Raw genomic sequence first — 13,830 nt, 5'->3', positions numbered from 1 at the left:
CCCTTGCCCATCAAGGGCTACAAGCGTTGTTTCACGCTCTTATCACGGCCATAATAGCGGCCACCTGCCTGATGGAGCCCCCATGGAAGTTCTCGACCTGACCCCCTGGCGTTGCCCCGAGCCGCTGATCCGGCTCAAGCTCTGGTTAAGGGAGGCCAAAAGCGGTCAAACCGTCACCATCCGGCTGGCCGATGCGGGCTCCCGGCAGGATATTCCGGCCTATCTGCACCGTCAGGGCCACCATGTCGAGATGCAGCAAGAACCGGACAATACCCTCTCTTTGCAGTTGGTTGTCGGGGCGAAACAGCCATCTTGAGCCCCAGTGATGTAAGGATGCCGTCATGTTAGAAGTATTGAAGCACTGGTATCAGACCCGTTTTTCCGATCCCGATGCCGTTACCCTGTTCCTGTTGCTGGTGTTTGGCTTTGCGGTGCTATGGCTGTTTGGCGACCTGCTGGCTCCCCTGCTGGTGGCGCTGGTGCTGGCCTATCTGCTGGAGTGGCCGGTCGCCCGGCTGCAAAAAGCGGGGCTGTCGCGCACCCTGGCCACCAGCGTCATTCTGATCCTCTTTATTGCGGTAGCAGTCGCCTCCTTGCTGGGTCTTATCCCGACGCTGGTGAGTCAGGGGATCAATCTGGCCAAAGAGGCGCCGGCCATGCTGACCCACGCTCAGGATTATGTGCGCACCCTGCCTGACAAATACCCCGAGCTCATCGACGTCAGTCTGGTGGAGACCGTCATCGACAATATTCGCCAGCGCATCCTCAGTGGCGGCGAGCATCTGGTGAGCGCCTCCCTCAGTTCGCTGGTCAACGTGGTCGCCATCATGATCTACCTCATTCTGGTACCGCTAATGGTCTTCTTTATGCTCAAAGACAAGCGGGTACTGATGGGCAGCCTGCGCCGCTTCCTGCCGCGCAACCGCACCCTGGTCAACCGGGTGTGGGTCGAGATGAACAACCAGATCATCAACTACATCCGCGGCAAGGTGATCGAGATCCTCATCGTCGGCATCGCCACCTATGTCCCCTTCGCCCTGATGGGATTGCGCTACTCGGTGCTGCTGGCGGTAGCGGTCGGCTTCTCGGTGCTGATCCCTTATATCGGCGCCGCCGTGGTGACCGTACCGGTAGCCATGGTGGCCCTGTTCCAGTGGGGGCTCACCCCCGAGTTCGCCTGGCTGATGGTGGCCTATCTGGTCATTCAGGCTCTCGATGGCAACCTGCTGGTGCCGGTGCTTTTCTCGGAAGCGGTCAACCTCCATCCGGTGGCCATCATCATCGCCGTGCTGGTGTTTGGCGGCTTGTGGGGATTCTGGGGTGTCTTCTTCGCCATTCCCCTCGCCACCCTGGTCAAGGCGGTGCTCAATGCCTGGCCAAAACGTGAAGAGATGCCCAGTGCCGCAAAATAACCTGCTTCCCCTGCAATCGTGACAACGGAGTGTCCATGACCTTTTTTCGTCAAATCAGAGCAGCAGGGCTGACGGCCCTGCTCCTCGCTGCCGCCCTGCCCGCCCGCGCCGATATCGACCTTGGTTCCATGGATCTGCTCACCAGCGACAGCCCTACCAGCCCGGTGCCACAGGGCTTTGTCGCCGGTGCGGCGCTCATCGGGGGACAGGCCCGTTATGAAGCGCAGGACAACGCCCTCTACGCCATCCCGGGCTTTATCTACTTCGGCGACGACTTTATGTTTCTGGGAGATCGGGCCCGCTACTACTTCCACAAGGATGAGAACGTGGCCCTCTACGGCTATGGCCGGGTCCGTTTTGGCAATCTGGATCCCGAGGATTCTCCGGCCTTTACTGGCATGGAGCAGCGAAAATGGCAACTGGAAGGCGGGATCGGTGGCAACATCATCACCCCCTATGCCCTGCTGACCGTGCGGGCCAACAGCGATGTCACCGGCCGCAGCAAGGGGCAGGAGCTGCTGCTGTGGGCCGACTTCCCCATCCTGCGCGACAACCTGCTGATCATGCCGGGGATGGGGCTGATGCTGCGCAGCGACAAGATGGCCAACTACTACTTCGGCGGCATCTCCGAGAGCGAGGCGACTGCCCAGCGGCCCGCCTGGGATACCGGCACCACCCTATCCCCGATGGCGGCCCTCATCACCAGCTACCGCTTCAGCCCCAACTGGATTGGCATGTTTGCCATGAACTACGAATGGTATGATCGGGACATCAAAAACAGCCCCATCGTCCAGCACGACGGCGAGCTCTATGCGGGTTTTGCGCTGGGCTATATCTGGTAACAGTTATGGGTCTTGAACCGTGAGACACGACCAAACAAAAGGGAGCCCTCGGCTCCCTTTTTCACGACCATCATCAGGCTGCCAATTCAGGCTTACAGCTCCGCCAGAAAATCGATCAGCTGCTGATTGACGAAGGCCGGATTTTCCAGCGACGAGATGTGGCCAGCCATCGGGATCTCCCTGAACGGGCAACCCAGCACCTCGGCCATCAGATAGCCCTCCAGCACCGGACGCGCCTTGTCTTCGCAGCCGGTCATCACCAGTGCGGGAGTGGTGATCTCCTCCAGCCACTCGATACGATCTTCGCGGGTCACAAAGCTGCGGCCCACCGCCACCATGGCGGCAATCTTCTCGTTTGGCCAAGCGGCCAGACGCGCCTTGAAACCACTCATCAGCGCCTCATCAGGCTGGCTGGCAAAGAAGATAGGCGCCACCTGTTCGATGATGGGTGCAGGGACGGTGCCGAGCTGCTCGATCATCGCCAGCATGCCTAGGTAGCGCTCGCAGGTGATCTGCGGTTCAAGGCCGACAAAACTGTCCATCAGCACCAGACCCTTGAGGCGGTTTGGCACCATGCGCGCCAGCTCCACACCCCACATGCCACCGATGGAGAGGCCCACCAGTACGAACTCGTCAACCCCGAGGGCATCGAGCAGCGCCAGGTGATCCCGCGCCAGAGTCGCCAGGGTGCAGCCACCTTCGGGGAGCAGGTCGGAATCACCGTGGCCCCACAGCTCGGGAACGATGCAGCGATAGCTGCCCTTGAGCGCCTCGATTTGCGGCGCCCACATGGCGCTGTCCCACAGATAGCTGTGGCCAAACAGCAGTACCGGCCCTTGCCCTTCATCCAGATAGGCCATCCGGCGGCCCGCTATCTCCATAAAATGCTTCATGTTATCTCCTGTTGCCAGCGATGGGCGGGCAGTGTATCACGTCCCCCTTGGCAGGTGACGCCTCCCTGGTGCAAGCTGACAGTGACTCAAAGAAGTCACCCATGAAAGGATGCCAAAAGGAGAAGCCCATGGCGAAGGAGAAGAGCAAGAAGCGGCCACGTCTGGACAAGAAGTGCTACGAGCACCACCTTGCCCATCTGCAGGAGGAGCTGGTCAAGCTGCAGGAGTGGGTCAAGCAGGAGGGACTGAAGGTGGTGGTGCTGTTCGAAGGACGGGACGCCGCCGGTAAAGGGGGCGTCATCAAGGCGATTACCGAACCGCTCAACCCCCGGGTCTGCCGGGTCACGGCGCTGCCCGCCCCCTCCGATCGGGAGCGCTCCCAGTGGTACTTTCAGCGTTATGTGGCCCACCTGCCCGCCGCTGGCGAAATGGTGCTGTTTGACCGCTCCTGGTACAACCGGGCCGGAGTCGAGCGGGTGATGGGATTTTGCAGCGACGCCGAGTATCGCGAGTTTCTGCGCGCCTGCCCCGAGTTTGAGCGGATGCTGATCCGCTCCGGCATCACCTTGATCAAATACTGGTTCTCGGTCAGCGACGAGGAGCAGGAGAAGCGCTTCAAGGAGCGGATCAACACCCCCATCAAGCGCTGGAAATTCAGCCCGATGGATTTGCAGTCCCGCTCACGCTGGGTGGAATACTCCCGCGCCAAGGATGACATGTTCACCTACACCGACACCGAGGATTGCCCCTGGTTCGTGGTGGAGGCGGACGACAAGCGCCGTGCCCGCCTCAACTGCATCGCCCATCTGCTGAGCAAGGTGCCCTACGAGGCGATCCACTACGAGCCCATCAAACTCCCCCCCATCAAGACCGAAGGGTATGAGCGCCCGCCGCTGGCCAGCCAGACCTTTGTGCCCGATATTACCGCCGAACTCGAGGCCTGAACCGGGTTACCTTGCCTATCTGCGTGTTCAAATCGCAGGCAATAAAAAGCCGGTCTGACGACCGGCAAAAAGGCATTGATTATTAAGAAAGGAAAACCGGCACAACAAAAAATCAGGTACGGATATATTTGGCGGTACGGGGGAACGCCTGCTCCTTGGCATCGAACAGGTAGCAGGCTTCGGCCGGGATACCCACGCTGTAGGTTTGACCGGTCGCCACATCCACATCCGAGGTGGCCTTGACGGTAAAGTCGTGACCATCCACATCCATATAAACGAAGGACTCGGCACCCAGGTGCTCGGCCACCTGCACGATCCCGCTCACCTTGCTGTGTGCATGGGGGTGATCCAGCGGCATCAGGTGCTCGGGGCGAATGCCCAGCTCCACCTTGTCACCCACAGCGCCACTGCGGGCATCGACCCGGGCACGCACGGTATCGCCAGAGGTCAGCTTGACCAGGCACTCCTGCTCGCCAATCTCCAGCAACTCGCCCGCCAGGAAGTTCATCTTGGGAGAGCCGATAAAGCCCGCCACGAACTTGTTGTCTGGGTTGTGGTAGAGATCCAGCGGTGAACCGAACTGTTCCAGGTTGGTGGCAGCTTCGGCCTTGAGCGGGCTCAGCACAACAATCTTGTCGGCCAGGGTCATCGCTTCCACCTGATCATGGGTCACGTAGATGATGGTGGAGTTAAGCTCTTTGTGCAGCTTGGCGATCTCGATCCGCATCTTGACCCGCAGCGCGGCATCCAGGTTGGAGAGCGGCTCGTCAAACAGGAACACCTGCGGCTGCTGCACGATGGAGCGACCGATGGCGACACGCTGACGCTGACCACCGGAGAGCGCCTTGGGCTTTCTGTCCAGCAGTGGCTCAAGACCCAGGATCTCGGCGGCGCGCATCACCCGCTTGTGGATGTTCTCCTTGTCCATTTTCTTGAGCTTCAGACCAAAGGCCATGTTCTCGTAGATGTTCATGTGCGGATAGAGGGCGTAGGACTGGAACACCATGCCGACGTTGCGCTCTACCGGCGGCACGTCGTTCATGTAGCGACCGCCGATGGTCAGCTCACCGCTGGTGATGTCTTCCAGACCCGCGATCATCCGCAGCAGGGTGGATTTACCGCAGCCGGACGGGCCGACGAAGACGATGAATTCGCCCTCCTTGATGGAGAGGTTGATGTTGCGCAGGGTGTCCTTGTGAACAGCCGGATCGTAATTTTTGCGAACGTTGTTGAGTACTACTTCAGCCATGACGAGCTCCGCTCTTGAATCTTTGCAAATCGTGATAGCGGGGGGAGTCAGCTCCCCCGGCCATAAACTTAACCTTTCACACCACCGGCGGTCAGACCGCCAACCAGCCAGCGCTGTGCCAACAGGAAGACCACTGTGATGGGGAAACCGGAGAGCACTGCGGCCGCCGCGAAATCACCCCACAGATAGTTCTGCGGATAGAGGTACTGCTGGGCCCCGACCGCCAGGGTCAGATTGTTCACATCCTGCAGCAGGATGGAGGCCATGGGCACCTCGGTAATGGAACCGATAAAGGCCAGAATAAACACTACAGCTAGGATGGGCACCGACAGAGGCAACAGGATCAGACGGAATGCCTGCCACGGGGTTGCACCGTCGATGGCCGCCGCCTCCTCCAGGGAGGAGTCGATGGTCTCGAAGTAGCCCTTGATGGTCCAGACGTGCAGGGCAATCCCCCCCATGTACGCCAAGATCAGGCCACCGTGGGTGTTGAGACCCAGCCAGGGAATATAGTCACCAATCTTGTTAAAGAGCGCGTAGATGGCTACCAGCGCCAACACCGCCGGGAACATCTGGAAAATCAGCATGCCCTGCAGGATGGTGGACTTGCCACGAAAACGCAGGCGGGCAAAGGCGTAAGCACAGGTGGTGGAGAGCGTCACGATCATCAGGGCAGTGATGCCGGCGATCTTGATGGAGTTCCACAACCAGGTCAGCACCGGGAACGGCGGCGGCGTGATGCTGCCGTCGGCGTTGGTGATGGACATGCCCAGCGCAAGCTTCCAGTGATCCAGCGTCGGATTGGAGGGGATGATCTCCCCTACCGCGAAGTTACCGTTACGGAACGAGATGGCGATAACCATGATCAACGGGAAGATGATCAACGCCAGGAAGCCCCACATGACCAGGTGGGTTGCCCACACCCGGTATTTGACTGATTTGGGTTGTACGATTGCCATGTTGAAGCCTCCTTACAGCTGCTTGTCGGCTTTGGACAATTTCAGGTTGAGCAGCGCCAGCGCACCTACGATGAGGAAGATAGCTGTGGCGATGGCACTGGCCAGACCGTAGTCCTGACCACCCGATCCCTGGAACGCAATCCGGTAGGTATAACTCACCAGCAAGTCGGTGGTACCGGCCGGAGTGCTGGCGCCGATGATGTCGGGCGCACCGTTGGTCAACAACTGGATAAGCACGAAGTTGTTGAAGTTGAAAGCGAACGAGGCAATCAACAGCGGTGTCAGCGGCTTCATCAAGAGCGGCACGGTGATCTTGAAGAAGTTCTGTACCGGGCCAGCACCGTCCATGGCGGACGCTTCATAGAGATCTTCCGGAATGGCTTTGAGCAGGCCCATGCAGAGGATCATCATGTAGGGGTAGCCGAGCCAGGTGTTGACAATCAGGATCATCACCTTGGCCAAGAAGGGGTTGGTATACCAGTCCGGCTTGATGCCAAACGCCGCTTCCAGGAACATGTTGATCTCACCGAAGTTCTGGTTGAACAACCCCTTGAACACCAGAATGGATATAAACGCCGGGATCGCATAGGGCAGGATCAACATGACCCGATAGAAACCGCGCCCCTTGAGCTCTTCCCACTGCACCAGACAGGCCAGCACCATGCCGATAGCCAAGGTGAAAGCGACGGAGCAGGTTGAGAAGATCACGGTCCAGATGAAGATCTGCAGGAAGGGTGACTGGATGCCCGGATCGGTGACGATGCGCGCGAAGTTCTTCCAACCGACGCTCACAACAAAGCCCGGAGCAATACCCTTGCCGACAAACTGACCCTGTTCGTCGATGTACTGATAGAAGCCGGTCTCGCCATTGGGCAGCATCAGCTCGCCATTCTGGGTATCACGCAGCAGGTTGCTGTCTTTGATCACCACGCCGGACTTGAGCACGGCACCATCCATCAGACGGGTGTAGTGCTGCTTCTGGGCGGCAAACTTGCGCAGGCTGCTCAGGGTCAGGTGGGTACCGCCATCCGGCAGCACCAGATCAAGGTCACTCAGGTGAGTACGATGCTCAACAATGGCGCGGATCGGTGCGGCCTTGCTGGCCGCTTCGCCAGTGAAGGGCTGCAGCTCGACCACTTGCTGGGTGTTCTGCACACGGCCCTCGCGGGACGCCAGCTCACGGGCCTTGTTGGTCATCAGGGAAACAGGTTGGCTGATAAAGGATTGATCATCCTGTGTCAGCAGCAGCTGGAACTGGCCGTTGTCGCCACCCAGCAGGGTAAAATCGAATTCACCGCCCGCCACCTTGTAGGTTTTCTTCAGGTGGTAGTCCCGCGCCTGCTCCACGGAGAGCAAGTTGGACCCCGAATAGTTGGTGAAGGCAATGCCAATGGTGTAGGCAAGAGGGAAGATGATAAACACAACCATGCCCGCAACACCCGGAAAGATGTAGCGATGGGCATAGGTCTTCTTGTTCATGAAGACATACAGACCGACGGAAACCACCACCAGATCCAGCAGCGCGAATACCCACTCGCCACTGGCGTACATCATCACGGCTGCGTAGCCGTTGAGGATGGCAACCAGGGCCGCTATGGTCCACTTAAGCCAGGTGTGCTTATCCTTCGGACCGGCATAGGACTCAACAGAAGGTACTACTTCCATGCCAATTAACCTTTATAACGCCAAGAGAGATTTGAGAGAGTGGGAGGCCATGACGGCCTCCCGGGTAGTGCGTGCTTACTGAACGATACGCTTGGCAGCGGTATCCAGTGCTTCGTCAACACCCTGACGACCGGAGGTCACGTTCTTGAGGGCAGTTTCGAAGGAAGACCAGAAACGGCTCATCTCGGGAACGGATGGCATCGGCTCGCCAGCCTGGGCGTTCAGCATGGTGGCCTTGATGTGCGGATCGGATTCCAGGGTCTTCTGGAAGGATTTCAGCGCAACGGCCCCCAGCGGCTTGTCGGCGTTAACCGGCGCCAGACCGGCATCGGTCAGCAGGTAGTTTTCCAGGAACTCGATAGCCAGATCCTTGTTCGGGCTGGCAGCGTTGATGGTGGCACCCAGTACGCCAACGAAGGCTTTGGCCGGCTTGCCGTTCAGGGTCGGCAGCGGCGCTACGCCGTACTTGATGCCGCTCTTGTCCAGGTTGCTCCAGGCCCAGGGACCATTGATCATCATGGCCACTTCGCCCTTGTTAAACTTGGCGTCCATCACACCGTAGTCGATGCCTTTTTCCAGGTGACCAGACTTGATCATCTCGGAGATGTAGCCCACGCCCATCTTGGCACCTGCATTGTTCACGCCGGTATCTTTGACGTCATAACCGGTAGCGGTTTTCTTGAAGGCGTAACCACCGTTGGCAGCCACCAGCGGATAGCTGAAATACGGGGTGTCATAAGCCCACATGATGGCGCGCTTGCCGTTTTTCTTCAGAGTCTCGTCAATCTTGGCGATCTCTTCGAAGGTTTTCGGCGGCTCGGGCAGCAGGTCCTTGTTATAGATCAGGCTGACTGCTTCCATGGCAACCGGGTAGCCATAGGTTTTGCCATCAACAGTCATGGCATCCCATGCCAGCTGTTCAAATTTGCCTTTGGTGGCAGCGTTCGGCGTTACCGGAACCAGCAAACCGGCTTTGACCCACTCACCGTAACGGTCGTGAGCCCAGAAGAAGATGTCCGGGCCGTTGCCAGTGGCGGCGGCTTGCTGGAATTTCACTTCAACCTGATCCGGGTGAGCCACAGTAACCTTGATGCCGGTTTCTGCTTCAAACTTCTTACCCACTTCAGCCAGACCGTTGTATCCCTTGTCACCGTTGATCCAGATGGTCAGCTGGCCTTCATCGATGGCAGCAGTAGCAGAGCAAGCGACGCCAAGAGTGGCCAGACCGATCAGGGATGACAGCAATTTCTTTTTCATGAGCCTTTCCTTGTATTAGTTCCGCGCTGTAAGAGCATTGTGTGCGAGATGAATATTATCCCAAGCGGCAAACGGCTCACATGACGCAACTCGCATTTTTGAAATGCAATTACGTATTTCCTTCCAGAAAGTTTTGAAAACATTTTCTTATTTCAGGGGGTTAGCGCCATTTATTGGCATATTTCTCGCCAACACAAGAAATTAAATTACCAAATAGAAATAAAAATACATGAATGAAAGGGTTTTCACCTCATTGAAAACCCTTTCACATGGATAATTCTGTTTAATTTGTTAACAAAGCACCGAGTTGCTTTCGCTACCCCCTGCCCCATTAAATAAAAAGACACCGCAGCGAACTGCGGTGTCTTTTTGCCAAAAATGAAGGCCGGATCACATTATGACTGGCGCAGCAGCTGATCCTTGAGATTGGGCGGCACCCCCTTGATGGTCAGGGTATCGGTCTGCGGGTCATAAAACACCCGGCTGTTCAACAGTTTCTGCTCAAAGCTCAAAGTCAGGCCGCCGCCGGAGCCGACAAACTTGGTCAAGCCGCGCAGGGTAGAGCGATCAGCCGGGAAACGCTCTTCCAGCTCATACTCCTGACCGATAAAGCTGTAAAAATCGAGATCGCCATCGCCGGGCAATTCCGCTGACAGCTCCTTGATTTCGATCTCTTCACCGGCGCTCGCCTGCTCGGTGCAATATTTGAAGACCTGCTTTTTATAGTCATTGCGCTCGGTCGGTTCGAGCTGGCGACTGTCGCAATAATCTTCTACCGCCTGCAGCAAGCCTTTATTTTGCACCTTGGCATCCATCCCCTCGCGGGCCCCCAGCAGATCCATAAAGAAGTCGCCCAGTTTGCGACCGATACGTCCCTTGCTGAAGGTGATATAGCGGCGCGAATCCGGTTGGGTTTTCCATTCGGTCAAATCGATGCGAGCCACCAGATTGAGTTTGCCGATATCCAGATACTGGATGTGGCGCAATTCCAGCGCTTCGCTGACGGTGACGCTCTCCTTGCCTTCCAGCAGAGCGATCATCAGGTAATCAACCCCCACATAGTTGTACTTGGCAAACAGCAGTACCCCCTGCTCGTCGAGGGCATGTTCCACCAGTTGCCTGACCAGCAGCTGGGTCATCTCCACCGAGAAGGGGACAAATTCGAGCTGCTCGTCGAGCAGTTGTTCGAGGGCGATACGAAACGCGGGTGAAGGCTGCTTGGGAGCCTCTTCACCGTCCGCCAGCTCGGCGACAGCGGCCTCGGGGTCTGCAAAAAAGCCAAAGCCCTTGCCCCCCTTGCCATTGTAAATGCGGTGCAGCTCCGCCATCAGCCCCTGTACTGCCTCGTCAGCAGGCAGAAGCTGGCTGCGGGTATCGGCGTGAGGTTGACCATCGCCGCCCTGGCGCAAGGAGTGAAGAATGATCTTGTCGATATCGAGACTCATGTCACAAAGCCATAGTGTTAGCCGAAAGGGTGAAGTATTATAAGGCGCTTTGAACCGAGATGAACTGAAGATTATGCCTATCGTATCAAAGTACAATAACGAGCAATTTGACGCCCTGATGAACGACCTGATCACCGCGCTGGAAAAGCATAAAGCGCCGGTGGATCTCAGCCTTATGGTGCTTGGCAATCTGACCACCAATATCATCAACGGTATGGCACCGGCCCAGCGCCAGGCCATCACTGAAAAGTTTGTCCAGGCCCTGACCGCATCGGTCGATAATCGCCACGACGCACACTGAGTCCCCGACTCTGTTGATTTGACGTTTCTCAACGCAGATGGATCACTATGGTCGAAACCGGTAACCCCTATCGTGATAATGTCTCTCGCCTGATCACCTGGGGGCATTGGTTCTCCTTCTTCAACATTATTCTGGCCATGCTCATCGCCACCCGTTATCTGGGTGCCATCAGCTGGCCATCGACCACGCTTGGCGTGATCTATCTCGTTGTAAGCTGGATTGGCCACTTCTCGTTTCTGAGTTTTGTCACCTACCTGTTGACGATCTTCCCGCTCAGCTTCGTGCTGCCCAAAGAGAAACCGCTGCGGTTCATCTCGGCCATCATCGCCACCCTGGCGCTGGTGCTGCTGCTGATCGACACCCAGGTATTCCGGCTGTTCAAGTTCCACCTCAACAGTCAGGTATGGCAGTTGCTGCTGGATCAGGCGCAAACCGAAGAGGGCTCAATCTGGAGCATCATCTTCGTTGCCGTGCCCACCATCTTCCTGCTGCAACTGCTGCTGTCGGCCTATGTCTGGCGCAAGATCAACAAGCGCAAGCGCCGCCAGTACGGCAATCAGGTGGGGCTGGCCCTGCTGATCTGCTTTATTCTGACCCACGTGGTCAACAGCTGGGCGGATGCGACCCTCTATCAGCCCATCACCATGCAGAGAGCCAACTTCCCCCTCTCCTACCCTATGACGGCCCGCTCCTTCCTGGCCAAACATGGCTGGCTGGATCTGGATCAGTACGAGAAGCAGGCTGCTTCCCAGGGGGATAACAGCGACAGCCGGATGCATTACCCACTGCGCCCGCTCAACGTCAACGCCCCCCTGACTCACAACAATCTGCTGATTGTGGTGGTCGACTCATTGCGTTTTGACATGCTCAACAACATCAACATGCCCAATCTGCAGCGCTATGCGGATCAGCATCTGACGTTCCGCAATCACCTGAGTGGCGGCAACGACGACCTGATGGGCATGTTCAGCCTCTTCTACGGGTTGCCCGGTCACTACTACAAGGACATCAGCAGCGACAAGCGTCCACCGGTGCTGTTTGACGAGATGTTGCGTCAGGATTACCAGTTCGGGCTGTTCGGCGCGATGGAAGATGCCCAGAAGTATCGCAAGAGCATCCTCGCCGGTCTGCGCAAACAGGTGTTTGTCTCCGAGCAGAGTGACGATGGCAAGCTGCTGACCGACTGGCAACAGTGGCTGGAGAAGCGCTCTCCCGAGCGTCCCTGGTTCTCGCTGGTCTATCTCTCGAGCCCAGGCGACTACCAGTTGCCCGCCACCATGAAGGGGCCGTTCCAACCGGAGCTCGCCAACTTCAATCCGGCGACCGCCTATCGGGCGGAGAACTTGCAAAAACTGGAGAACCGCTACAAGAACTCGGTCTTCTATACCGACCAGTTGCTTGAGCAGATGCTGACCAAATTGCAGTCGCAGGGGATGGACAGCAACACCATCGTCGTGATCACCTCCAACCATGGTCAGGAGTTCAACGACACCCGCAGCAACAGCTGGGGCGCAGGCAGCAACTACTCACCCTATCAGGTGCAGGTACCACTGGTACTGGCCTGGCCGGGGCGCGGCAGTGACGTTCGGAAACAACCAAGCAGCCATTTCGATCTGGCGCCGACCCTGATGCAGGGGATGCTGGGCGTGCGCAATCCGGCGCGCGATTACAGCGTTGGCCGCTCGCTGTTTGATACCAGCCCGCGCAACTGGCTGCTGGCCGGGGATCAGAACGACTTCGCCATCTATGAAGGGGAGACCATCACCCACTTCAACAAGCAGGGTGACTTCGAACTGCTGGAGCGCAACAGCTATCGCCCGATCAAGCACGGCACCCCGGATATGGGCGCCATGATCCAGGTGATGAACGAGCTGAACCGCTTCTATCGCAACCAGTGAAGCGCCCGTTGATGGCTTGATACCATAAAAAACGCCCCGAATTCGGGGCGTTTTTCGTTGTATAGCCGGGCCACGTTCACGACAGTTAGCCACCCCACCCTTGCGGGTACTTGTAGCCGACGAAACGCTTGGCTGCATAGGCTTTGAAAGCCGCCGAGTTGTAGGCCGCCGCCACATCTTTGGCAAAAGGCTGGTCCGCATCTGCGCTTTTCACCACCACCCAGTTGATAAAATCGTAGCTGCGCTCCAGAAACAGTCCTTCACTGAACGGGATTCCGCTGGAGGCGGCAAAATTACCGTTGATCACCGAGAAGTCCACATCCTCCCGCGAGCGGGGCAACTGCGCGGCTTCCAGCAGTACCAGCTTGAGATTGTGCGGATTGTTCACCACATCAAACTCGCTCGCCTTGAGCGGGTTTATCCCCTCCTTGAGAGTGAGCCAACCAAGATCCTGCAGCATCAGCAGCGCCCGCGCCTGATTGGTGGGATCGTTGGGGATGGCCACCGTGCTCCCCTCTTTCACCTTGTCGAGTGCTGCCAGCTTGCCGGAATAGAGTCCCATCGGACCGGTTGGCACCTGGGTAATGGGCGCCAGCGACAAGCCGCGATCTTTGGCAAAACTCTCCAGATAGGGTTTGTGCTGGAAGCAGTTCACATCCAGTGATCCGTCAGCCAGAGCAATATTGGGCGTCACATAGTCGGTGAACTCCACCAGCTTGACCTTATACCCCTTGGCCTCCAGCTGCGGCTTGATGGAGTCGGTCACCATGTCGGCAAAATCCCCCACAGTGGTACCAATCACGATCTCCTGTTTGGCCGGCAAGGGCGCATCGGCGGCAACCGCGGGAAAAGAGAGGCTCCCGACCGCCATCGCGGCAATAAAGGTGCTGGCGCCAGCAGTGGCGCGCAAGGAAACAGTCAAAGGAGAAGATAAGAAGGAACGAAACGGCATAGGGACTCCCTGT

At 57.6% G+C, this 13,830-nt stretch carries 13 protein-coding genes; 6 read left to right on the top strand and 7 right to left on the bottom strand.

The genetic code is table 11. The features are described 5' to 3' along the window. The first annotated feature begins 82 nt into the window (after window positions 1-82). The 3 genes from I6L44_RS03910 to I6L44_RS03900 are packed head-to-tail and all read left to right on the top strand — an operon-like array spanning window position 83 to window position 2,254. Window positions 83-316: a sulfurtransferase TusA family protein gene (locus I6L44_RS03910; protein ID WP_193859642.1), complete on the top strand. Its 234-nt coding sequence runs from the start codon at window positions 83-85 to the stop codon at window positions 314-316. 25 nt (window positions 317-341) lie between these two features. Further along, window positions 342-1,412 carry an AI-2E family transporter gene (locus I6L44_RS03905; RefSeq protein WP_216953347.1) on the top strand — a complete coding sequence of 357 codons (1,071 nt, stop codon included), beginning with the start codon at window positions 342-344 and terminating at the stop codon, window positions 1,410-1,412. A gap of 35 nt (window positions 1,413-1,447) precedes the next feature. Further along, a complete protein-coding gene (locus tag I6L44_RS03900) occupies window positions 1,448-2,254 on the top strand; it encodes a MipA/OmpV family protein (RefSeq protein ID WP_139411890.1) in 807 nt (268 codons plus the stop codon). Window positions 2,255-2,346: 92 nt separating this feature from the next. Here the strand turns inward: I6L44_RS03900 and I6L44_RS03895 are convergent, their stop codons facing one another. Then, entirely contained in the window at window positions 2,347-3,147 is an 801-nt protein-coding gene (locus I6L44_RS03895; protein ID WP_216953346.1) for an alpha/beta fold hydrolase, read from the bottom strand. Between the two features lie 128 nt (window positions 3,148-3,275). On the opposite strand from I6L44_RS03895, the gene ppk2 reads away from it, so the two are divergent. Continuing rightward, window positions 3,276-4,091 carry a polyphosphate kinase 2 gene (gene ppk2, locus I6L44_RS03890; RefSeq protein ID WP_005361444.1) on the top strand — a complete coding sequence of 272 codons (816 nt, stop codon included), beginning with the start codon at window positions 3,276-3,278 and terminating at the stop codon, window positions 4,089-4,091. A 112-nt stretch (window positions 4,092-4,203) separates the two neighbouring features. On the opposite strand, the gene I6L44_RS03885 is transcribed toward ppk2, so the two are convergent. The 5 genes from I6L44_RS03885 to yejK all read right to left on the bottom strand — a co-directional run bounded on the left by I6L44_RS03885 (window position 4,204) and on the right by yejK (window position 10,666). After that, the gene (locus I6L44_RS03885) at window positions 4,204-5,340 is read right to left on the bottom strand and encodes an ABC transporter ATP-binding protein (RefSeq protein WP_005333867.1); all 1,137 of its coding nucleotides are present in this window, start codon (window positions 5,338-5,340) and stop codon (window positions 4,204-4,206) included. Between the two features lie 68 nt (window positions 5,341-5,408). After that, window positions 5,409-6,299, bottom strand: a complete 891-nt coding sequence (malG, locus tag I6L44_RS03880; protein WP_005333868.1) for a maltose ABC transporter permease MalG — start codon at window positions 6,297-6,299, stop codon at window positions 5,409-5,411. A 12-nt stretch (window positions 6,300-6,311) separates the two neighbouring features. Next, window positions 6,312-7,964: a maltose ABC transporter permease MalF gene (gene malF, locus I6L44_RS03875; RefSeq protein ID WP_005333870.1), complete on the bottom strand. Its 1,653-nt coding sequence runs from the start codon at window positions 7,962-7,964 to the stop codon at window positions 6,312-6,314. Window positions 7,965-8,039: 75 nt separating this feature from the next. After that, on the bottom strand, window positions 8,040-9,221 hold the full coding sequence (gene malE / locus I6L44_RS03870; protein ID WP_005333871.1) for a maltose/maltodextrin ABC transporter substrate-binding protein MalE: 1,182 nt from the start codon (window positions 9,219-9,221) through the stop codon (window positions 8,040-8,042). Between the two features lie 395 nt (window positions 9,222-9,616). Further along, on the bottom strand, window positions 9,617-10,666 hold the full coding sequence (gene yejK, locus I6L44_RS03865; RefSeq protein WP_216953345.1) for a nucleoid-associated protein YejK: 1,050 nt from the start codon (window positions 10,664-10,666) through the stop codon (window positions 9,617-9,619). Between the two features lie 73 nt (window positions 10,667-10,739). Here yejK and I6L44_RS03860 point away from each other — a divergent pair, with 73 nt between their 5' ends. Together I6L44_RS03860 and I6L44_RS03855 are read left to right on the top strand one after the other, a co-directional pair. Then, window positions 10,740-10,967, top strand: a complete 228-nt coding sequence (locus tag I6L44_RS03860) for a YejL family protein (RefSeq protein WP_005333874.1) — start codon at window positions 10,740-10,742, stop codon at window positions 10,965-10,967. Window positions 10,968-11,014: 47 nt separating this feature from the next. Then, window positions 11,015-12,865, top strand: a complete 1,851-nt coding sequence (locus tag I6L44_RS03855; RefSeq protein ID WP_216953344.1) for a DUF3413 domain-containing protein — start codon at window positions 11,015-11,017, stop codon at window positions 12,863-12,865. Between the two features lie 85 nt (window positions 12,866-12,950). Here I6L44_RS03855 and I6L44_RS03850 read toward each other — a convergent pair whose 3' ends face one another. Next, the gene (locus I6L44_RS03850; protein ID WP_254204306.1) at window positions 12,951-13,736 is read right to left on the bottom strand and encodes a MetQ/NlpA family ABC transporter substrate-binding protein; all 786 of its coding nucleotides are present in this window, start codon (window positions 13,734-13,736) and stop codon (window positions 12,951-12,953) included. Between the last annotated feature and the right edge of the window lie 94 nt (window positions 13,737-13,830).

The sequence above is a fragment of the Aeromonas sp. FDAARGOS 1414 genome (assembly GCF_019047065.1).
In the GTDB taxonomy this organism is placed as follows: Bacteria; Pseudomonadota; Gammaproteobacteria; order Enterobacterales; family Aeromonadaceae; genus Aeromonas; species Aeromonas veronii_A.
Note: the sequence above shows the minus strand (reverse complement) of the source record. Positions and strands in the feature narration are given on the sequence as shown.